Here is a 21284-nt window from a genome sequence, read left to right as displayed (position 1 = left end):
GCCAAAATACTTCGTGATCGCCGCCGTCAACGTCGTCTTGCCGTGGTCAACGTGACCAATCGTGCCGATGTTTACGTGCGGTTTGGTGCGTTCAAACTTTGCCTTTGCCATGATGGCCTCCTGATTTGGATAGGTGCGGTGCGCCAAAGCACACCCTACGGAATGGAGGGCGGGGTTTCCCCCGCCGCACCGTTTATGCGTATTTCTTCTGGATTTCGTCCGAGATGTTCTGCGGAACAGCGTCGTAATGGTCGAAGGTCATCGAGAACACAGCACGGCCCGAGGTCATGGACCGCAGCGTGTTGATGTAGCCGAACATGTTTGCCAAAGGCACCATCGACGCGATCACGTTGGCGTTGCCGCGGCTGTCTTGCCCCGTCACCATCCCACGACGCGACGTCAAGTCGCCGATCACACCACCGGTATATTCCTCCGGGGTCACAACTTCGACCTTCATGATCGGTTCCAGCAGCTTTGCGCCAGCTTTCTTCAGACCTTCACGCATCCCGGCACGGGCCGCGATTTCAAAGGCCAGAACGCTGGAGTCAACGTCGTGGAACGCGCCATCGACCAAGGCAACCTTGAAGTCGATAACCGGGAAGCCAGCCAAGGGGCCCGAGTCCATGACAGACTTGATACCCTTTTCAACGCCGGGGATGTATTCCTTCGGAACAGCACCACCAACGATACGGCTTTCGAAGGAATAACCTTCGCCCGGCTCGGTCGGCGTGATGATCATCTTCACGCGCGCGAACTGGCCGGTCCCACCGGACTGCTTCTTGTGCGTGTAGTCGATCTCGGCTTCGCGAGAGATGGTTTCACGGTAAGCCACCTGCGGCGCACCAATATTCGCCTCAACCTTGAATTCCCGCTTCATACGGTCAACCAGAATGTCGAGGTGAAGTTCGCCCATGCCCTTCATGATGGTCTGACCGCTCTCGAAGTCAGTTTCCACGCGGAAGGACGGGTCTTCGGCAGCCAGACGTGCCAGTGCGATACCCATTTTTTCCTGGTCAGCCTTGGTCTTCGGCTCGACGGCGATCTCGATCACCGGCTCGGGGAAGGTCATGGTTTCCAGAACGACCTGATTGTTCGGGTCGGACAGGGTGTCGCCGGTCGTGGTTTCCTTCAGACCAGCCAAAGCGATGATGTCGCCTGCAAAGGCTTCTTCAATCTCTTCGCGGTTGATGGCGTGCATCATCATCATACGGCCAACGCGCTCTTTGCGGCCTTTGGTCGTGTTGACCATCTGGTCGCCCTTTTTCAACACGCCGGAATAGATCCGCGTGAAGGTCAAGGAACCGACGAAGGGGTCGTTCATGATTTTGAAGGCCAAAGCCGAGAAGGGCTGGCTGTCATCGGCCGAACGCGGCTGGTTACGGGTTTCCGTCTCATCGCCCGGAACGAAGCCCATATAGGCCGGCACGTCCAAAGGCGAAGGCAGATAGTCGATAACCGAGTTCAACAGCGGCTGAACGCCTTTGTTCTTGAACGCGGAACCCGCAGTCACCGGCACGAAGGACAGCGACAGCGTGCCCTTGCGGATCAGCTTGCGCAGGGTTGCCTCGTCAGGCTCATTGCCTTCCAGATATGCTTCCATCGCGTCGTCGTCTTGCTCGACGGCGATTTCCAGCAGGTTCATGCGCCATTCAGCGGCCTGATCGGCCAGATCGGCACGGATCGGCTTACGAACCCAGGCTGCGCCCAGATCTTCGCCTTCCCACACCCATTCTTCCATCTTGATCAGGTCGATGATGCCTTCCAGCTTGTCCTCGGCACCAATCGGCAAAGCGATCGGCAGCGGAGTCGCGCCAGTGCGGTCTTTGATCATCTTGACGCAGTTAAAGAAGTCCGCGCCGATCTTGTCCATCTTGTTGACGAACACAATCCGCGGAACTTTATAACGGTCAGCCTGACGCCATACGGTTTCGGTCTGCGGCTCAACACCAGCGTTGGCGTCCAGCAAGCAGATGGCCCCATCCAGAACCGCCAGCGAACGCTCTACTTCAATGGTGAAGTCAACGTGGCCGGGGGTGTCGATGATGTTGAAACGGTATTTCGTGTCCGAAGTGCCTTCGGTGGTCGGGTCTTCCTGACGCTGCCAGAAGGTGGTGGTTGCAGCGGAAGTGATCGTGATGCCACGCTCCTGCTCCTGCTCCATCCAGTCCATGGTGGCGGCACCATCATGCACTTCGCCGATTTTGTGCGACTTGCCTGTGTAATACAGAATCCGCTCGGTCGTCGTGGTTTTACCCGCGTCGATATGCGCCATGATCCCGATATTCCGGTAGCGCCGTAGTTCGTACTCGCGTGCCATGATGCCCTCTTACCAGCGGTAATGGCTGAACGCTTTGTTTGCGTCGGCCATTTTATGGGTGTCTTCCCGCTTTTTGACGGCGGTGCCACGGTTGTTGACGGCATCCGAAAGCTCGGCAGCCAGACGCTCTTCCATGGTGTTTTCGTTGCGCTTGCGGGCAGCGATGATCAGCCAACGAATGGCCAAAGCTTCGCGGCGCTCCGAGCGCACATCAACCGGAACCTGATAGGTTGCACCACCAACGCGACGCGACCGCACTTCGACGGACGGCTTCACGTTTTCCAGTGCTTCATGGAAGCACTCGATCGGGGCGCGCTTCAGGCGCTCTTCAACGCGGGTCAGCGCGTTGTAGACGATGGATTCGGCGACAGATTTCTTGCCGTCGATCATCAGGTTGTTCATGAACTTTGTCAGAACCTTATCGCCATACTTGGCGTCAGGCAGAATCTCGCGTTTTTCAGCGGCGTGACGACGTGACATATCTCAACTCCTCACTTCGGCCGCTTCGCGCCGTATTTCGAACGGCGTTGACGACGGTCTTTTACGCCTTGGGTATCCAACACACCGCGCAGGATGTGGTAACGGACACCCGGAAGGTCTTTTACACGGCCGCCGCGGATCAGAACAACAGAGTGCTCTTGCAGGTTGTGCTTTTCGCCCGGAATGTAGCTGATGACCTCAAAACCATTGGTCAGACGCACTTTTGCGACTTTCCGCATAGCCGAGTTCGGCTTTTTCGGGGTCGTTGTGTAAACGCGGGTGCATACGCCGCGCTTTTGGGGGCAGGATTCCAAGTGCTGCGACTTGGACCGCTGAACGCGCGGCTCGCGCGGTTTGCGGATTAGCTGTTGGATCGTTGGCATTCACGTTCCTCGTGTTGCAACTGTCAATACTCGCACCGGTCTTTTTCCGGCACACTACTTCTCGACGGCATCTTGTGCCTTCACAAAACACCAAAACCGCAGTCGTCGCCCTTGCGGGTGACGGTGCGGTGGAATTCCAGAGGATCGGGGCATTTCACGGCCCGGATCATGACCACTTCAGTCTTTGAGACCTTTGGACATGCTCGCGCAGGCCTCAGGTGTTGCGGCGTATAGGGGGAGTCGCAGAGGATGTCAACACACCGCGACCCAATAGGGCTTAGCGATCCGGGGTGGCCGTGCCCGTCATCGAGGCTTTGCTGGCCGCGATGCGGCGTTGCAACTGGTGCTCGCGCAGATAGGTATACAGCCCCATCGCCACCACGATAAACGCCCCCAGCAAGGTCAGCCCGCGCGGGAAATCGTCAAACGCCAACCAGCCGATGACAATCGCCCAGATCAGCGCGGAATAGCGGAACGGCGCAACCACCGCAACATCGCCCACCCGCATCGCCATCACGATGAACAGATAGCCCATGATCAGCATGGCCGAGGCGCCCGCCAACAGCGCCAGCACCTTTGGGTTCACCGCGATCCAAGTCTCTAACGCCAGTTCACCCGGCCCGCCCAGCCCCATCAGCGTCACGGCCACCACGCTATAGATCGCGCCCATCAACGTCACCGCAACTGATGTGTAAATCGCAATGGTGACGGAAGGCAGACCATGCGAAAACTGTCGCGTCGTCAGGTCACGCACCACCACAAACGCAACCGAGATCAAGGCCACCACCGACCAGATATTGAACCCTTCGGTGCCCGGTCGCACGATCAACAGCACCCCGCCAAAGCCGATGGCAATCGCCGTCATCCGCCGCCAACCCACGGGTTCCTTCAAGGCCAGCGCCGCCCCCAGTGTCACCGCCAAGGGCAAGGATTGCAGAATGGCCGACAGATTGGCGAGCGGCATCTGCCGCAGGGCCAGCAGAAAGGTCAGCGTCGCGCACAGCTCTGCCAAGGTGCGCCAGCCCAACAGCTTGCGATCGCCGGGCGGCACGGCAAGGCTGCCAATGCCCATCACCCGTGCCAGCACCAGCAAGGCCGCCAAAGTCATCGCGCCTCGGATCACAATCGCCTGTGACATCGGCAATACCTGCATCACCGCTTTCATGAAGCTGTCATTGATCGTGAAGGTCGCCATGGCGACCATCATATAAAGGCTGCCGCGCGCGTTGTCTGAAAGTGCCAAGCTTTGCCCCCTACCCTATGAAGCGCATCGCATCTGCCCTGCCCGATGCAGATTGGAACCGGGGAAAACGCGATATGCTTTGGCCGACCCTTTCCGCCAAGGGCCCCCAAGGTCAAGACCCGCAGGGCCAAAACTTTGTATCCCTGACAAAGTGAAAAGGCCCCCCGCAGTCTCCTGCGGGGGGCCTTTTCCATTCCTTCAGGCGCGCTTATTCGTCGCGGCTTTCCACCGGATCAGCGGCAACCGGTTCCGGCGCGGCCAAGGCGGCTGCCTGCTCGGCTTCGGACCGGCGGGCCTCCACGACCTTGGTATCACGCTCGGCGGCGATGCGCTTCACGCGGCTGGTGGCACCCCCTGTCCCTGCCGGGATCAGACGACCAACGATGACGTTCTCTTTCAGGCCGACCAGTTTGTCGCGCTTGCCCTGAACCGAAGCCTCGGTCAGGACCCGCGTGGTTTCCTGGAACGACGCTGCCGAGATGAAGCTGCGTGTCTGCAAGCTGGCTTTGGTGATCCCCAGAAGGATCGGTTCTGCCGTTGCCGGACGCACGCCCAGACGATGTGCCTTGGCGTTTGCTTCTTCCAACTCTTGCTTATCGACGTTTTCGCCCTTCAGCAGCGTGGTCTGGCCCGAGTCAAGAACCTCGAACTTTTGCAGCATCTGACGCACGATCACTTCGATATGCTTGTCGTTGATCTTCACGCCTTGCAGACGATACACGTCCTGCACTTCGTCAATCATGTAGTTGGCCAGTGCCTCGACTCCCAGGATCCGCAGAATATCGTGCGGGGCCGGGTTGCCGTCCATGATGTAATCGCCCTTCTGGACGAAATCACCTTCCTGCACCGGAATATGCTTGCCTTTCGGCACCATGTATTCCAGCGGCTGAAGGCTGTCATCAATCGGTTCCAGCGTGATGCGGCGCTTGTTCTTGTAGTCCTTGCCGAACCGCACATAGCCATCGGATTCCGCGATGATCGCGTTATCCTTCGGACGGCGGGCTTCGAACAATTCCGCCACGCGGGGAAGACCCCCGGTGATGTCCTTGGTCTTGGCACCTTCCCGCGGAATACGGGCAACAACGTCACCGGGGCGAATGTCCTGACCGTCTTCGACCGACAAAATCGCGTCGACCGACATCGGATAGGAAATCGGGTTCCCCGCTTCATTGCGCACCGGCTCTCCGTCGGCATCCATGATGATGACTTCCGGCTTCAGGTCATTGCCCTTCGGCGCCGACCGCCAGTCAGACACGATCTTCTGTGTCATGCCGGTCGCATCATCGGTTTCCTCACGCACAGAGATACCCGACACAAGGTCCACGAACCGCGTCACACCGGCCTTTTCGGCGATGATCGGCAGGGTATAGGGGTCCCATTCGAACAGTTTCGCGCCGCGCTTGACCGCTTGGCCATCCTTGACGTGAACCTTGGCACCGTAAGACACCTTGTGCGATGCCCGCTCTTGCCCGGCTTCGTCAATGATCGCGATTTGCATCGCGCGGCCCATGACGACCTGTTCACCCGCTGCGTTTTCCAGCAGGTTGGCGTTGCGGAACTCGACCTTGCCCTCTTGGCTTGCTTCGAGGAAGGACTGCTGACCACCCTGCGCAATACCGCCGATGTGGAAGGTCCGCATCGTCAGCTGCGTGCCCGGCTCCCCAATCGACTGCGCGGCGATGATGCCGACAGCTTCACCTTGGTTCACCAAAGTCCCGCGTGCAAGGTCACGGCCATAGCACTGGGCGCAAACGCCCTCTTCGGCCTCACATGTCAAGGGGCTGCGGATACGCGCCGATGCAACACCGGCCTGATCAATCAGATCCGCCTTGCGCTCGTCGATCAGCTCGCCGCGTGCCACGATCACTTCGTCCTGACCGGGCACAAGGATATCCTCAGCCGCCACACGGCCCAGCACCCGCTCGGACAGCGAAGAGACAACCTCGCCATCATTCACAGCCGCCGAAGCGGTGATGCTGTTTTCAGTGCCGCAATCATGGGCGCGCACGATGCAATCCTGTGCCACGTCCACCAGACGCCGCGTCAGATAGCCCGAGTTCGCCGTCTTCAAAGCCGTATCCGCAAGGCCCTTACGGGCACCGTGGGTAGAGTTGAAATACTCCAACACGGTCAGACCTTCTTTAAAGTTCGAGATGATCGGCGTCTCGATGATCTCCCCCGACGGCTTGGCCATCAGGCCGCGCATACCGCCAAGCTGCTTCATCTGCGCAGGCGAACCCCGCGCACCGGAGTGCGACATCATGTAAACCGAGTTCGGCTCTTTTTCCGCGCCGGCATCGGTGTAACGCACTGCCGAGATTTCTTTCATCATCTCGCCAGCAACGGTATCCGAGCACTTCGACCAGGCATCAACAACCTTGTTATACTTCTCGCCCTGAGTGATCAGGCCGTCCATATACTGCTGTTCGAAATCCTTCACCTGATCGCGCACGCCATTCACGATATCCCATTTGGTATCGGGGATCAGCATGTCGTCCTTACCGAAGGAAATACCGGCCTTGAATGCCTCACGGAAGCCCATGGTCATGATCTGGTCACAGAAGATCACCGACTCTTTCTGACCGCAATAACGGTAGACGGTGTCGATGACGTTCTGCACGTCTTTCTTGCGCAACAAGCGGTTCACCAGATCGAAAGGTGCCTTGGCGTTCAGCGGCAGCAGGTTGCCCAGACGCAGGCGGCCCGGCGTGGTGTCATACCGCTTCCAAACCTCATTGCCCTCGTCGTCGATCTGCTTGATGCGCGCCTTGATCGAGGCATGCAGATGCACCGCACCCGCAGCCAAAGCATGCTCCACCTCGGTCACATCCGCAAAAGCCATGCCTTCGCCAACCATGCCTTTGCGTTCCATGGTGGTGTAATACAGACCCAACACCATATCCTGCGACGGCACGATGATCGGCGCACCGTTGGCCGGCGACAAGACGTTGTTCGTCGACATCATCAAGACGCGCGCTTCCAACTGGGCCTCAAGGCTCAGCGGGACGTGAACGGCCATCTGGTCACCGTCAAAGTCGGCGTTAAAGGCCGAGCAGACCAGCGGGTGAAGCTGGATCGCCTTGCCTTCGATCAGGATCGGCTCGAACGCCTGAATGCCCAAGCGGTGCAGCGTCGGCGCACGGTTCAGCAGAACCGGATGCTCGCGGATCACCTCATCCAGAATATCCCAAACCTCGGGACGCTCTTTTTCCACCAGCTTTTTCGCCTGTTTCACGGTGCTGGAAAGCCCTTTGGCCTCCAGACGCGAATAGATGAACGGCTTGAACAGTTCCAAGGCCATCTTCTTCGGCAAACCGCACTGATGCAGCTTGAGTTCCGGACCGGTCACGATAACCGAACGACCCGAGAAGTCGACGCGCTTACCAAGCAAGTTCTGACGGAACCGACCCTGCTTACCCTTCAGCATGTCCGACAGCGATTTCAGCGGGCGCTTGTTGGTGCCCGTGATCACGCGGCCACGACGGCCGTTGTCAAACAACGCGTCCACAGCTTCCTGCAACATGCGCTTTTCGTTGCGCACGATGATATCGGGCGCACGCAACTCGATCAGACGCTTCAAACGGTTGTTCCGGTTGATGACGCGGCGGTAAAGGTCGTTCAGGTCAGAGGTCGCAAAGCGGCCACCATCCAGCGGCACCAAGGGGCGCAGTTCCGGCGGGATCACCGGAAGCACGGTCAGGATCATCCATTCCGGGCGGTTGCCGGATTCAAGGAAGCTTTCCACGATCTTCAAACGCTTGATGATCTTTTTCGGCTTCAATTCGCCGGTGGCTTCTTTCAGCTCCTCGCGCAATTGCTCGGCGGTCGCCTCAAGGTCGATCGCAGCCAGCATTTCACGGATGGCTTCAGCGCCGATATTGGCGGTGAACGCGTCCGCGCCATAGAGGTCTTGCGCGTCCAGATACTCTTCTTCGGTCATCAACTGGCCATAGGTCAGGTCGGTCAGACCCGGCTCAATCACCACATAGTTTTCGAAGTAGAGAATACGCTCCAGATCGCGCAGCGTAGTGTCCAGCATCAGGCCAATACGGCTCGGCAGCGACTTGAGGAACCAGATATGCGCAACCGGGGCGGCCAGTTCGATATGGCCCATCCGCTCACGGCGGACCTTTTGCAGCGTGACTTCAACGCCGCATTTTTCGCAGACAACGCCGCGATATTTCATGCGCTTGTATTTGCCGCACAGGCATTCGTAATCCTTGATCGGGCCAAAGATACGCGCGCAGAACAGGCCGTCACGCTCGGGCTTGAACGTGCGGTAGTTGATGGTTTCCGGCTTTTTGATCTCACCATAAGACCAGCTCAGAATCCGCTCCGGGCTGGCCAGAGAGATCTTGATCTCGTCAAAGGTCTTGACCGGGGCAACCGGGTTGAACGGGTTGGTCGAAAGTTCCTGGTTCATTTTCACATCCTTGAATGGGGGCGGCGGGGGAGAAGGGGTAAGGTGGGCAAATTGCCCACCCTACGGACGGTGTAGGGTGGGCAATCTGCCCACCACCCCGTCACTCTTCCTCCGCATCCAGGAGTTCCATATTCAGGCCGAGGCCGCGCACTTCCTTCACCAGAACGTTGAAGCTTTCAGGCACGCCGGCCTCAAAGTTGTCTTCGCCCTTCACGATGCTCTCATACACTTTGGTCCGGCCCGCCACGTCATCCGACTTCACAGTCAGCATCTCTTGCAGGGTGTAGGCGGCGCCATAAGCCTCCAAGGCCCAGACCTCCATCTCCCCAAGACGCTGACCACCGAACTGCGCCTTACCACCCAGCGGCTGCTGCGTGACAAGCGAGTATGGGCCGGTCGAACGTGCGTGCAGCTTGTCATCGACAAGGTGATGCAGCTTCAGCAGGTATTTGACCCCGACAGTGACCGGGCGCGCGAACTGCTCGCCGGTGCGGCCATCAAACACGACAGACTGACCAGACTGGTCAAAACCAGCCCGCTTCAGCGCATCGTTGATATCCGCTTCCTTGGCACCGTCGAAAACCGGCGTTGCGATCGGCACACCGCCGGTCACATTGCCTGCCAGTTCAAGGAAGGTTTCCTCATCCTGACCAGCAAACGCCGCTTCATAAGTCTCATCGCCATAAGCCAGACGCACCGCATCGCGCACCGGGGTCATATCGCCCGAACGACGATACTCGGACAAAGCCTCGTCGATCTTGATCCCAAAGCCGCGTGCAGCCCAACCCATATGGGTTTCCAGAATCTGACCGACGTTCATCCGTGACGGCACGCCCAGCGGGTTCAAACAGATATCCACGGTCGTTCCATCTGCTAGGAACGGCATGTCTTCCATCGGAACCACGCGGCTGACAACACCTTTGTTGCCGTGACGACCAGCCATCTTGTCGCCCGGTTGCAGCTTGCGCTTCACCGCCACGAACACCTTGACCATCTTCATCACGCCCGGAGGCAGATCATCGCCGCGACGCACCTTTTCGACCTTGTCGTCGAAACGGTGATCCAAGGCGCGCTTTTGCGCCTCATACTGGTCGTGCAGCGCCTCAACGTCCTTGGCTTCGGCTTCTTCACCCAGCGCCAACTGCCACCACTGGCCACGGCTTAGCGTGCCCAACAGCTCCTCATCAATGGTCGACCCTGCCTTGATGCCCTTCGGCCCCTTAACAGCGGTTTTCCCCATGATCAGGGTTTTCAGACGCGCATAGATGTTGCGCTCCAGAATGACCAATTCGTCATCCCGGTCGCGCGCGAGGCGTTCAACTTCTTCCCGCTCGATCTGAAGCGCGCGTTCGTCCTTGTCCACACCGTGACGGTTGAACACCCGCACTTCGACGATCGTGCCAAAGGCCCCCGGCGGCAGACGCAAGGACGTGTCGCGCACGTCGCTGGCCTTTTCACCAAAGATGGCGCGCAGCAGCTTTTCTTCCGGCGTCATCGGGCTTTCGCCCTTTGGCGTGATCTTACCCACCAGAATGTCACCCGGCTGCACTTCAGCACCGATGTAAACGATCCCGGCTTCGTCGAGGTTGCGCAGGGCTTCCTCACCGACGTTCGGAATATCGCGGGTAATTTCTTCCGGCCCCAGTTTCGTATCGCGCGCCGCGACTTCGTATTCGTCGATGTGGATCGAGGTGAACACGTCGTCTTTCAGAATACGCTCGGAAATCAGGATCGAGTCTTCGTAGTTGTAGCCATTCCACGGCATGAAGGCCACGATGACGTTCCGGCCAACGGCCAGTTCGCCCATATCGGTGCAAGGGCCATCGGCCACAACTTCGCCGCGCACAACCGTATCACCCACCTTCACCAGCGGACGCTGGTTGATGCAGGACGACTGGTTGGACCGCTTGAACTTGCGCAGACGATAGATGTCGACGCCCGGCTCACCCGGCTCCAGCATTTCGGTCGCCCGCACAACGATACGGGACGCGTCCACCTGATCAATCACACCCGCCCGGCGCGCCATGATGGCCGCCCCGGAATCGCGGGCCACGATGCCTTCAATCCCCGTGCCGACGAACGGCGCATCGGATTTCACCAAAGGCACCGCCTGACGCATCATGTTCGAACCCATCAACGCGCGGTTAGCGTCGTCGTTTTCAAGGAACGGAATGAGCGAGGCCGCAACCGACACCAACTGCTTGGGCGAAACGTCGATCAGATCGACAGCTTCTGAAGGGTTCAGCATGAATTCGCCGGATTTCCGCGTGGAAACCAGATCATTCATGAAGCGACCATCTGCGTCCAAGGATGCGTTGGCCTGTGCCACCGTGTGCCGCATTTCCTCGGTCGCCGACATATAGACGACTTCGTCCGTCACCTTGCCGTCAATGACCTTGCGATACGGTGTCTCGATGAAGCCATATTTGTTCACCCGCGCAAAGGTGGCGAGCGAGTTGATCAGACCGATGTTCTGACCTTCCGGCGTTTCAATCGGGCACATCCGGCCATAATGGGTCGGGTGAACGTCGCGCACCTCAAAGCCCGCACGTTCCCGCGTCAGACCGCCCGGCCCAAGGGCCGACAGACGGCGCTTGTGCGTCACTTCGGACAGCGGGTTGGTTTGGTCCATGAACTGCGACAACTGGCTGGAACCAAAGAATTCCCGCACCGCAGCCGCAGCCGGTTTCGCGTTGATCAGGTCTTGCGGCATGATCGTGTCAATCTCGACGCTCGACATACGCTCTTTGATGGCGCGTTCCATGCGCAGCAGGCCGACGCGATACTGATTTTCCATCAATTCGCCAACCGAACGCACACGGCGGTTGCCGAGGTGGTCGATATCGTCAATCTCGCCCTTGCCATCACGCAATTCGGTCAAGGCCTTGATGCAGGCGATGATGTCGTCACGGTCCAGCGTGCGCTGGGTGTCGGGCTTGCCCAGATCCAGACGCATGTTCATCTTCACGCGACCCACGGCCGAAAGGTCGTAACGCTCGCTGTCAAAGAACAAGGTGTCGAACAGGTTCGACGCGGCCTCAACGGTCGGCGGCTCACCCGGGCGCATGACGCGGTAAATATCCATCAACGCGGTGTCGCGGCCCATGTTCTTGTCGGCGGCCATGGTGTTGCGGATATAGGGGCCGACGTTGACGTTATCGATATCCAGAACCGGAATATCGGTAATGCCTTGGTCCAGCAGAACCTTCAGGGTTCCGCCTTTCACTTCGCCGTCCTTGTCATATTCCATCGTCAATTCGTCGCCGGCTTCGACCCAGATCTCGCCGGTTTCTTCGTTGATGATGTCCTTGGCCACATATTTGCCCACGATCTGATCGTAGGGCAGCAGCAGCTCCTTGACCTTGCCTTCGTCGATGATCTTCTTGACCATCCGCGGCGTCATCTTTTCGCCAGCCTTGCACAGCACTTCGCCGGTGGCCGCGTCCACGATATCAAAGGTCGGGCGGGTGCCGCGCACACGCTCGGGGAAGAACTTGGTGACCCAGCCCTTGTTCTTCTCATATTTGTAGCTGACCGTATTGTAATACGCGTCCATGATCTGCTCTTGGCCCATGCCAAGCGCATAAAGAAGCGTCGTCACCGGCAGTTTCCGGCGGCGGTCGATACGGGCGAACACGATGTCCTTGGCGTCAAACTCAAAGTCCAGCCACGACCCGCGATAGGGGATGATCCGGCAGGCAAACAGCAGCTTGCCGCTGGAATGCGTCTTGCCCTTGTCATGGTCAAAGAACACGCCCGGCGAGCGGTGCATCTGAGACACGATCACGCGCTCGGTGCCGTTCACGACGAACGTCCCGTTATGCGTCATCAAAGGCATATCGCCCATGAACACGTCTTGTTCCTTGATGTCCTTGACCGACCGCGCGCCGGTATCTTCGTCGACATCAAACACGATCAGACGCAGCGTCACCTTCAACGGTGCGGCATAAGTCATGTCGCGCGACTGACATTCGTCGACATCATATTTCGGCTTTTCAAGCTCGTATTTCACGAACTCCAAAACAGCCGTTTCATTGAAATCCTTGATCGGGAACACCGATTGGAAAACGCCCTGAATACCTTCGCCATCGGCGGGCTTCGGGCCTTCGCCCGATTTCAGGAACAAATCATAGGAGGATTTCTGAACCTCGATCAGGTTCGGCATCTCCAGCACTTCACGGATTTTGCCAAAGTAGCGGCGGATACGCTTTTGACCTACGTAGCTCTGAGCCATGCTCATCGTCACCTTTCATCGTTTCGCCGGCGCAGGCTCGTCGGGCCACGAGCATACGCCGCTTGGCGATAGAGGGGTTATCGGTTCAATTCATGCCTTCCGTCCCACCGGAAAGCTCCCGAACATTGACAACACACCTTGGAAGAGATTTCGGGCCCCTGCCCGCGCCAAATCCCTGCCAAGATGCGCCTTAGACGCAGATGGCTGGGCGCGAAATACATCGCACCCAGCCCCGTTTTCGGCGATGCTGCAAGCAGCACCCGGCCTGAATTACTTCAGGTCGACCTTTGCGCCAGCTTCTTCCAGCTTCTTCTTGAAGCCTTCAGCGTCAGCTTTCGACACGCCTTCTTTCACTTTGCCGCCTGCTTCAACCAGGTCCTTGGCTTCTTTCAGACCAAGACCGGTGATGCCGCGCACTTCTTTGATGACGTTGATTTTGTTCGGGCCAGCATCGGTCAGAACAACGTCAAATTCGGTCTGCTCTTCAGCAGCCTCAGCCGGGCCTGCAGCAGGGCCAGCCATCATCACAGCGCCGCCAGCAGCGGGCTCGATGCCATACTCATCCTTCAGGATGGTTTTCAGTTCTTGTGCCTGAAGCAGGGTAAGACCCACGATTTCTTCGGCGAGTTTTTTCAGATCAGCCATTTTCTGTTCCGTTCAGTTAAGATGGGTTCCAACGTCGGTAATATCAACCACGCCGGATCATTAGATTGCTCAGGCGGCAGCCTTGTCCTCGATGGTGGACAAGATGCCGGCGATGTTCGAAGCAGGCGCGCCAATGGCCCCGGCGATGTTCGACGCAGGTGCACCGATGCAAGACACGATCGAAGCGATAAGCTCCTCACGCGACGGCATCTGTGCCACGGCTTTCACACCAGCAGGATCCAACAACGTGTCACCCATAGCACCACCAAGAATGACGAACTTGTCGTTCTTCTTGGCGTACTCATCCGCGACCTTCGCAGCAGCGACAGGGTCCTCGGAATAGGCCATCACGGTCATGCCCGTAAGCAGGTCAGCCATCTTTGCAGCGGGCTTCCCTTCAAGGGCGATCTTGGCGAGCTTGTTCTTGGCAACGCGTACAGAACCACCAACTTTGCGCATTTCGGCGCGGAGGCTCTGCATCTGTGCAACCGTGATCCCGGCGTAGTGGGCAACCACTACGACGCCAGAGCTTTCAAAGATCTGGCCGAGTTCCTCGACCACTTTCTCTTTTTGTGCTCTATCCACAGTTTCACTCCAAGTTTGGAGGTTTCCCTCCGGCTCATATTTGCCCCTTCCGAAGAAAGGGCGTTCGGGTCCTTTTAACGGGTCCCGAGGCCAGATCACCCGAGGGATACCCCCGGAAATTTGTCTCGATCCCCATCTCAGGCAGGAAGATTAAGGGCAGATGCCCCCCCACCGTCTCGGACAGGACAGGGCCGTTTTGGCGGCCCCGCCATCCCTTCCCCGAAGGGTCAGGAATTCTTGTGTTGCGCCGCAGCGCAGGGCTTACTTCGCAGCAGCCGAAGCCACATCCACAGCAACGCCGGGGCCCATGGTCGAAGACAAGGAAATCTTCTTCACATAGGTGCCTTTTGCGCCTGCCGGGCGGGCCTTGGTCACGGCGTCCACGAAGGCGCGCACGTTTTCAGCCAGCTTTGCCGCGTCGAAAGAGGCTTTGCCGATACCCGCATGGATAACGCCGGCCTTTTCAACCTTGAACTGCACTTCGCCGCCTTTGGCGTTGTTCACCGCAGTCGCCACATCCATCGTCACCGTCCCGACCTTCGGGTTCGGCATCAGGTTGCGCGGGCCAAGGATCTTGCCCAGACGGCCGACCAGCGGCATCATGTCCGGGGTTGCGATGCAACGATCAAAGTCGATCTTGCCAGCCTGAATGGCTTCCATCAGGTCTTCTGCGCCAACGATATCTGCACCAGCAGCCGTTGCCTCATCCGCCTTCGGGCCGCGTGCGAACACAGCCACGCGCACGGTTTTACCGGTGCCGTTCGGCAGAGTCACAACGCCACGAACCATCTGGTCCGCGTGACGCGGGTCAACACCCAGGTTCATCGCGATTTCCAGCGTCTCGTCGAATTTCGCCTTGGCATTCGCCTTGATCAGCGCAACCGCATCATCAAGGGCGATCATGTCTTTGCCAGCAAAGGCTTCCCGCGCCGCGCGCGTCCGTTTTCCAAACTTTGCCATGACTTAACCTTTCACCTCGATACCGCAAGAGCGGGCCGACCCAAGGATGATCTGCATTGCGCCTTCGATGTCGATGGCGTTCAGATCTTTCATCTTGGCTTCTGCAATCGCACGCACTTGCGCCACGGTCACGGTGCCAGCCACTTCGCGGCCCGGCTTCACCGACCCTTTGGGGCGGTTACGCTTGCCAACAGGCGGCAGACCGGCAGCTTTTTTCAGCATGTAGGACGCAGGTGCAGTCTTGGTTTCCAAGCTGAACGACTTGTCCTGATAATAGGTGATGATCGTCGGGGTCGGGGTGCCCGGCTCCAGATCAGCGGTCTTCGCGTTGAATTCCTTCACGAAAGCCATGATGTTCAGGCCGCGCTGACCCAGTGCAGGGCCGACGGGTGGGGACGGGTTGGCTTGCCCCGCTTTAACTTGCAGCTTCAGCTGCCCAATAACCTTCTTGGCCATGTGGCCTCTCCTTTTATCACCGCACCCCACCGTGGGGCGCATGGTTTAGTGGTTCGGCCCCCACACACAAACTTGCGTGCGCTTGCCTCCCACGAGATCACGTCAGGCCGTTTTGGCGACCTGCGTGAATTCCAGTTCGACCGGGGTGGCCCGGCCAAAGATCGACACAGTCACCTTCAGGCGGCTATGGTCCTCATCCACTTCCTCGACCATCCCGGCAAAGCCTTCGAACGGCCCGTCAGTCACGTTCACCTGCTCACCCACTTCAAAGCGGATCAGGTTGCGCGGGGCGGCTTCGCCTTCTTCAACCCGGTTCAGGATCGCGTTCACTTCTTCGTCGCGCATCGGCATCGGCTTGCCCTGCGGGCCAAGGAACCCGGTGACGCGGTTGATCGACGAAATCAGGTGATAGCCCTTGTTCGACATCTCCATCCGCACCAGCACATAGCCCGGCATGAAGCGACGCTCGGATGTCACTTTCTTGCCGCGACGCACTTCCAGCACTTCTTCGGTCGGGACGAGAACCTCTTCGATTTCATCCTCAAGCCCGGCTTCGGCCACGGCTGTCTTGATCTGCTCAGCGATTTTCTTCTCGAAGTTCGAGAGAACGCTCACCGAATACCAACGCTTCGCCATGCCTGCTTCACCTATCTGATCCAGGGCCTAAGCCCCGGTAATTCTTTGACTTTTTCGCGGATTTTCCGCGCCGCGTAGAACAAAAAACAACGCGCGGCCCGAATCGCCGCGCGTTTTTCAGTCCCGAGTAGTGGCCCGAATACAGGCCCCGCCCCGCAATTTCAAGGGGGTAAGGCCGGTTCTGGCCGCTTTCAGCCCAGGGAGTTGATGACCGCGCTCAGGCCGGTGCGGATCGTCAGATCGACCAGCGAAAAGAAAGTCGCGGTCAAGGCGGCCATGATGAACACCATGATCGTGGTCAACACCACCTCACGGCGGGTCGGCCAGACAACCTTGGAAACCTCGGTCCGCACTTGCTGGATAAACTGTAGGGGATTGGCCTTTGCCATCTTTACGTCCTGACTGTTCGCTGCTTTCCGCGCAGATAGCCGTTTGCGCGCAAGGATTCAAGCCCGCTGCACGGGCTAGCCGCCCACGGCACCCCGATCCATCCGCGCCTGTTCGGCCAGACGGCGCTGCAACAGGCGTTCAAACGGGTCAATTTTCATGTCTTTCTGCCGGCTGCCTGTCCGTATCATGGATTGCAGCAAGATCAGGGCAGGCACAAAGATCAGCGCGCCAAGGATGGTGGCGATCAGCCACAGCGGCGGGGCGGCCTGCCACAGCAAGAACTGCGCCTTCAGCTTGCCCCAGGAATGGGCGAACCTGTCCGCGAAAAAGGCCATTTTGGATTGCGGAGCGGGGCTTGCGACCTGCGCTTGGATCGGCGCGGCAGGCTCCGCTGCCGGAACGGGCGTTTGCACCACCGGCGCGGCCTTCATCACGATACTGGCGTCGGGCGCATTGGCCACAGCCACCGTGGCCTCTGGCTGCGGCAGCCTGTCCCCCATCAGCGAAACCGCCCCCGGCAGCCCGAAAGAGCCGCTGAAATTCATGATGAACAGATATAGCACGATCGCCGCGCCAAACCCAACCGCCTTGCGGGCGAACCCGCCCATTCCGGACCCCAGCGCGCCGCCCAACTTCTCGCTCAGGCTTGGCGAGGACACAATCACCGGCGGCGCTTTGGCAGCAGGTGGCAGGTCAGGCTGGGCAAGCTCGGCTTGTTTCTTGCGGGCCAGAGCGCCGATGAAATCATTGTCGCGCGCCGCTGCAACCATCGGCGGCTTCGGCAGGTCCACTACGGGCATCTGACCGGCATTTGGTGCAGGTGGCATCGGTGTGGGGTTGGCCTTCGCCACCACGGCCCGCGTCTTGCCCCCCATCAGCAGCCTGAACAACAGCCGCAACACCCCTGCCAACACAAACACACTGGCAAATTTCAGGAACGGCGCCAGCGTCAGCGGTTCTCCTTCCAGCTCTTTCGCAAAAGCGGCGGCACGTCCCTCCAAGAACGGCGCGATATAGAGAAAATCCTTGGCAGGGGTATAGCCTTGGTTTTTCAAGGCGGTCTTGATGTGCGATTTGTCCGAAGGGCTGTCGACCATCCCGTCAAGCTGCATAACGGGGCCCTGCGCGCCCTCCCGCCCGCCCATCAGGGTTTTCAACGTCGCCCAAGCCGCGAAGGCTTCCAGCTCATCCGGGTGCAGGATCACCGCACCCTGCGCCGTCCGCGCCTCCGCCGAGGCATCTGGTGCCAGCAGAATGAACATCAGCCGTTCGCTTGTCGTCTTGCCATTCTTGGTTTCAACCAGCCGGACCTTGTGATCCATCGCAATCTGCGCCGAGACATTCACCTCCACCGGCAAATAGAACCGCTTGTCGCTGGAGAACGCCTCAATCGGCACCGCCTCGGGGGCCGATTCATTTGCCATCCGCGCAATTTCGGCACGCGATTCCGTTTCGGCAAAGGTCACATAGGCCCCCAGCCCAGCAATCCCGCCCGCAAGAAGGAAATGCACCCAGAACGGTGCAAAGAACAGCGACATCAGCAAACGAATCATGGCAAGCCTCCTGCAACCTTTCCGTGCATTAGGCCCGTGGATAAAGGCAGCATTCTGGCGATCGCGGGACCAAGGCAAGACCATTTCTGCCCGCGCCGGCCCATCACAATGCGCCGGGCGCGCCGGAAAAAACGCCCGGCCTTGACGCTGGTCAACCGAAACCGCCCCCCCTCATGGCATCATCGGGTTACATCAGCCCGTCAGGAGGGATGGCACATGACCGAACAACACCCCGGAAACCGCGCCTTGAAAATCTCGGCAGGCGTGGCAATCGTCTTTGGCCTTCTGACCATCCTGTCCGGCGGTCAGGCGCTGTTCGGTGGCGAAGCGGCCCGCGCTGCCGTCGGCAATGCGGTTCCCTTCGTGCTCTGGTTCAACTTTCTGTCCGGATTTGCCTATGTGATCGCAGGGATCGGCATGTTCCTGCGGCATGCGCCCGCTGTCTGGCTCTCCCTTGCGATCTTTGCCGCAACCTTTCTGGTCATGCTGATCTTTGGAATACACATCTGGCAAGGCGGCGCCTATGAGCCGCGCACCGTCGGCGCGATGATCCTGCGGACAGGGGTTTGGGCGGTTCTGTCCCTTGTCGCCCGGACCTATATCAGACCCGCAGCCAAAGGCTGAACCCCGCCCCAAAAAGCGCAGACGCAATTCTTACGGTCTGGAAAAAGTGGCAGGAGTTGGGGGACTCGAACCCACGACCCTCGGTTTTGGAGACCGATGCTCTACCAACTGAGCTAAACTCCTATGCCTGTGCGGGGGGATAGGCCAAAGCCTTGGCGAAATCAAGGGGCATCTGGCCCCTGCCCCCAAGGTTTTTGTCGCCGCATGGGCCAAGCCCCGCGCGCTAGGGGAAAGGCACAAAAGCGGGCGGCTAAGCTGTGGCACCCGGCCCCAGTGCGAGGTGCAGCAAATGGTCAAAATAGGGGCGGCCTTGCGCGTCCCGCCCTTCCAGCAGCGCGGTGACTTGGGTGTTGTGCCCGGCAACGCCACTGTCCACCAGCCGCAGATCAATGCCCTGCGCGGTGGCGCGGCGTGCCGCAAGCGCCGGGTTTTCCAACCCGATCACCCGGTCCCGCTGCCCGTGCAGCATCACACAAGGCGGCCCGGCGCGCCGCAAACGCCACGGCTGCACCATCGCCCCCGCAACCGACAGCACCGCATCGGGCCGCGCCAGCGCCATGCCCTTGGGCGGATGCGCCAGTGACAACCCCGCAATCCCACCCGCTGACACGCCAAGCACCACCACCGGAAGCCCTTGCAGCCCCGGCACGAGTCCGCCGCGAACAGCAGCCAAGGCCGCGCTGGCATCCTGCACCGCAGCGATCATCGCCGGCCCGCAAAGCCGCGGCGCCAGCGTCAGCCCCGCCGCGACAGATCGCGCCTGCATCGCCGCAATCTCCTTGGCCTGCTGCGGCGGAAAGGCCGATAGCGGCACGCGCAACCGGTAATCCGCCGACACCACGGCCACCGCCTGTGGGCTAAGCCGCGCCGCAAGCGCCTGCACCAAAGGCTCCTCCCGACTGCCTTTCAGAAACCCGCCGCCATGCAGATACAGCACGACAGCCCGCACAGGCCCCGCTGGCAGATAGGCATCCAGCCGCAGGCCCCGGCTTTCGTCATAGCACGGCCCGCGCAGGATCATGGCGCGCAGCCTTCCAGCGCCGCAAGATCAACCCCCATCAACGCGGGCAGCGCCGCCTCTACCCGGTCCAAGGGCCAATCCCACCAGCGCAGCGCCAGCAGGCGTGCCACCTGGGCGGGAGCGAAGCGCAGCCGCAGCACCCGTGCCGGATTGCCCGCCACGATGGCATAATCGGGGATCGTGCCGCCAACCACAGCCCCCGCCCCCACAATCACCCCATGGCCCAGCCGCGCGCCCGGCAAGACAATCGCCCCATGCCCGATCCAGCAATCATGCCCGATCACCGTATCCGGCAAACCGTTAAAGCTGTCTTTATAAAGCTCCAGTTTCGACGGGTCGAAAACCGGAAATGGATAGGTGGAAAGCCCCATCGGATGATTGGCCGAGGCGGTGATGAACCGGACGCCATGCGCGATCTGGCAGAATTTGCCAATCCGCAAATGCTCCGGCGCGCCGGCATAGGTATAGGGGGCCAGACGCGCGGCCCAATCCTCGGGCGGGTCAAAATCATTGGCATAGGTATGGGCCCCGACCGTGATATTGGGATGGTCGATCGCCACTGCCAGATGCACCATCGCGGGGTTTTCCCGCCCCCCGGCAAAGCGCATCGGGTGGCGCGCATCGGCGTTCAGAAATGCAGGCATGGGTCTATCCTATCTGTGGTTGATATCGGTTGATCAGCCCCGTTGGATATCCATTTCCGCCTCCCTCATCGCGCGCCAGAGCATCAGATTGAGCCTGCATCGGCCGTTTGTAAACCACGCAGCCGCGGCGCTTTGCGCGACTCAGGCGTTAATTTTTGATGAATTTTTTAGCTACTAGTCAATAACATCAACAGCTTACACTAAGAATCGCGCGCGATTCCGCAGATAGGAAAAGGCGCGCAGGGTTGCCCCCCCACGCGCCTTTATTCTTTCCGAAAAAACCCGCCAGACTTAGGCGATGATTTTCGAAACGACGCCAGCGGCGCCTTGAGTGTTCAAGATCATCAAGCGATGATCTTGGAAACCACCCCTGCCCCTACCGTGCGGCCGCCTTCACGGATGGCGAAGCGCAGTTTTTCTTCCATGGCGATCGGGGCGATCAGTTCGACGTTGAACTTCAGGTTGTCGCCCGGCATCACCATTTCGGTGCCTTCCGGCAGCATTACCGTACCCGTCACGTCGGTCGTGCGGAAGTAAAACTGCGGACGGTAGTTCGCGAAGAACGGCGTGTGACGGCCCCCTTCTTCTTTGGTCAGAATATAGGCTTCGGCTTCAAACTTCGTGTGCGGCTTCACCGAAGCGGGCTTGCACAGAACCTGACCACGCTCGATGCCTTCACGGTCAACACCG

General features: G+C 59.4%; 17 protein-coding genes, 1 tRNA gene and 1 pseudogene. 1 reads left to right on the top strand and 18 read right to left on the bottom strand.

What is annotated here, in order from left to right; translation table 11 throughout:
• The 14 genes from EGN72_RS01375 to EGN72_RS01310 form a co-directional block, all read right to left on the bottom strand.
• The coding region (locus EGN72_RS01375; RefSeq protein WP_158623108.1) for a GTP-binding protein at positions 1-111 on the bottom strand (111 nt) is incomplete at its 3' end.
• An 82-nt stretch (positions 112-193) separates the two neighbouring features.
• A complete protein-coding gene (gene fusA / locus EGN72_RS01370) occupies positions 194-2317 on the bottom strand; it encodes an elongation factor G (RefSeq protein WP_127044859.1) in 2124 nt (707 codons plus the stop codon).
• 9 nt (positions 2318-2326) lie between these two features.
• Positions 2327-2797, bottom strand: coding sequence for a 30S ribosomal protein S7 (gene rpsG, locus EGN72_RS01365; RefSeq protein ID WP_127044858.1), 471 nt, complete (start codon positions 2795-2797; stop codon positions 2327-2329).
• A gap of 11 nt (positions 2798-2808) precedes the next feature.
• The gene (gene rpsL / locus EGN72_RS01360) at positions 2809-3180 is read right to left on the bottom strand and encodes a 30S ribosomal protein S12 (RefSeq protein ID WP_127044857.1); all 372 of its coding nucleotides are present in this window, start codon (positions 3178-3180) and stop codon (positions 2809-2811) included.
• Between the two features lie 277 nt (positions 3181-3457).
• The gene (locus EGN72_RS01355; protein ID WP_127044856.1) at positions 3458-4423 is read right to left on the bottom strand and encodes a DMT family transporter; all 966 of its coding nucleotides are present in this window, start codon (positions 4421-4423) and stop codon (positions 3458-3460) included.
• Between the two features lie 208 nt (positions 4424-4631).
• Positions 4632-8846: a DNA-directed RNA polymerase subunit beta' gene (gene rpoC / locus EGN72_RS01350; protein ID WP_127044855.1), complete on the bottom strand. Its 4215-nt coding sequence runs from the start codon at positions 8844-8846 to the stop codon at positions 4632-4634.
• Positions 8847-8946: 100 nt separating this feature from the next.
• Positions 8947-13080 carry a DNA-directed RNA polymerase subunit beta gene (rpoB, locus tag EGN72_RS01345; protein WP_127044854.1) on the bottom strand — a complete coding sequence of 1378 codons (4134 nt, stop codon included), beginning with the start codon at positions 13078-13080 and terminating at the stop codon, positions 8947-8949.
• Positions 13081-13350: 270 nt separating this feature from the next.
• A complete protein-coding gene (gene rplL, locus EGN72_RS01340; RefSeq protein ID WP_127044853.1) occupies positions 13351-13725 on the bottom strand; it encodes a 50S ribosomal protein L7/L12 in 375 nt (124 codons plus the stop codon).
• 69 nt (positions 13726-13794) lie between these two features.
• Entirely contained in the window at positions 13795-14310 is a 516-nt protein-coding gene (rplJ, locus tag EGN72_RS01335) for a 50S ribosomal protein L10 (protein WP_127044852.1), read from the bottom strand.
• A 261-nt stretch (positions 14311-14571) separates the two neighbouring features.
• Positions 14572-15270 (bottom strand): 50S ribosomal protein L1, encoded by a 699-nt coding sequence (gene rplA / locus EGN72_RS01330; protein ID WP_127044851.1) that lies wholly within the window; start codon positions 15268-15270, stop codon positions 14572-14574.
• 3 nt (positions 15271-15273) lie between these two features.
• Positions 15274-15726 (bottom strand): 50S ribosomal protein L11, encoded by a 453-nt coding sequence (rplK, locus tag EGN72_RS01325; RefSeq protein WP_127044850.1) that lies wholly within the window; start codon positions 15724-15726, stop codon positions 15274-15276.
• Between the two features lie 102 nt (positions 15727-15828).
• A complete protein-coding gene (gene nusG / locus EGN72_RS01320) occupies positions 15829-16362 on the bottom strand; it encodes a transcription termination/antitermination protein NusG (RefSeq protein ID WP_127044849.1) in 534 nt (177 codons plus the stop codon).
• Between the two features lie 191 nt (positions 16363-16553).
• A complete protein-coding gene (gene secE / locus EGN72_RS01315; RefSeq protein WP_127044848.1) occupies positions 16554-16751 on the bottom strand; it encodes a preprotein translocase subunit SecE in 198 nt (65 codons plus the stop codon).
• A gap of 75 nt (positions 16752-16826) precedes the next feature.
• Entirely contained in the window at positions 16827-18305 is a 1479-nt protein-coding gene (locus tag EGN72_RS01310; protein WP_127044847.1) for a hypothetical protein, read from the bottom strand.
• Between the two features lie 216 nt (positions 18306-18521).
• On the opposite strand from EGN72_RS01310, the gene EGN72_RS01305 reads away from it, so the two are divergent.
• Entirely contained in the window at positions 18522-18929 is a 408-nt protein-coding gene (locus EGN72_RS01305) for a hypothetical protein (protein ID WP_127044846.1), read from the top strand.
• A gap of 47 nt (positions 18930-18976) precedes the next feature.
• Here EGN72_RS01305 and EGN72_RS01300 read toward each other — a convergent pair.
• The 4 genes and pseudogenes from EGN72_RS01300 to tuf form a co-directional block, all read right to left on the bottom strand.
• Positions 18977-19052 (bottom strand) — tRNA-Trp (locus EGN72_RS01300).
• A 127-nt stretch (positions 19053-19179) separates the two neighbouring features.
• Positions 19180-19950 (bottom strand): alpha/beta hydrolase, encoded by a 771-nt coding sequence (locus EGN72_RS01295; protein ID WP_127044845.1) that lies wholly within the window; start codon positions 19948-19950, stop codon positions 19180-19182.
• Complete coding sequence (locus tag EGN72_RS01290) at positions 19947-20594, bottom strand: CatB-related O-acetyltransferase (protein WP_127044844.1); 648 nt, start codon at positions 20592-20594, stop codon at positions 19947-19949. Before EGN72_RS01290 ends, EGN72_RS01295 begins: the two co-directional genes overlap by 4 nt.
• Positions 20595-20938: 344 nt before the next feature.
• Positions 20939-21284: pseudogene (tuf, locus tag EGN72_RS01285) on the bottom strand (elongation factor Tu); the annotation flags it as partial.

It is taken from the genome of Pseudorhodobacter sp. E13, from assembly GCF_003991405.1.
Lineage (GTDB): Bacteria > Pseudomonadota > Alphaproteobacteria > Rhodobacterales > Rhodobacteraceae > Pseudorhodobacter.
Note: the sequence above shows the minus strand (reverse complement) of the source record. Positions and strands in the feature narration are given on the sequence as shown.

Excerpts from the sequence above, each read along its gene's own strand:
- rpoC (WP_127044855.1), bottom strand. The coding sequence starts at position 8,846 with ATGAACCAGGAACTTTCGACCAACCCGTTCAACCCGGTTGCCCCGGTC.
- EGN72_RS01305 (WP_127044846.1), top strand. The coding sequence starts at position 18,522 with ATGACCGAACAACACCCCGGAAACCGCGCCTTGAAAATCTCGGCAGGC.
- rpoB (WP_127044854.1), bottom strand. The coding sequence starts at position 13,080 with ATGGCTCAGAGCTACGTAGGTCAAAAGCGTATCCGCCGCTACTTTGGC.
- rplA (WP_127044851.1), bottom strand. The coding sequence starts at position 15,270 with ATGGCAAAGTTTGGAAAACGGACGCGCGCGGCGCGGGAAGCCTTTGCT.
- rpsL (WP_127044857.1), bottom strand. The coding sequence starts at position 3,180 with ATGCCAACGATCCAACAGCTAATCCGCAAACCGCGCGAGCCGCGCGTT.
- rpsG (WP_127044858.1), bottom strand. The coding sequence starts at position 2,797 with ATGTCACGTCGTCACGCCGCTGAAAAACGCGAGATTCTGCCTGACGCC.
- EGN72_RS01310 (WP_127044847.1), bottom strand. The coding sequence starts at position 18,305 with ATGATTCGTTTGCTGATGTCGCTGTTCTTTGCACCGTTCTGGGTGCAT.
- rplK (WP_127044850.1), bottom strand. The coding sequence starts at position 15,726 with ATGGCCAAGAAGGTTATTGGGCAGCTGAAGCTGCAAGTTAAAGCGGGG.
- rplL (WP_127044853.1), bottom strand. The coding sequence starts at position 13,725 with ATGGCTGATCTGAAAAAACTCGCCGAAGAAATCGTGGGTCTTACCCTG.
- secE (WP_127044848.1), bottom strand. The coding sequence starts at position 16,751 with ATGGCAAAGGCCAATCCCCTACAGTTTATCCAGCAAGTGCGGACCGAG.
- fusA (WP_127044859.1), bottom strand. The coding sequence starts at position 2,317 with ATGGCACGCGAGTACGAACTACGGCGCTACCGGAATATCGGGATCATG.
- EGN72_RS01290 (WP_127044844.1), bottom strand. The coding sequence starts at position 20,594 with ATGCCTGCATTTCTGAACGCCGATGCGCGCCACCCGATGCGCTTTGCC.
- EGN72_RS01295 (WP_127044845.1), bottom strand. The coding sequence starts at position 19,950 with ATGATCCTGCGCGGGCCGTGCTATGACGAAAGCCGGGGCCTGCGGCTG.
- nusG (WP_127044849.1), bottom strand. The coding sequence starts at position 16,362 with ATGGCGAAGCGTTGGTATTCGGTGAGCGTTCTCTCGAACTTCGAGAAG.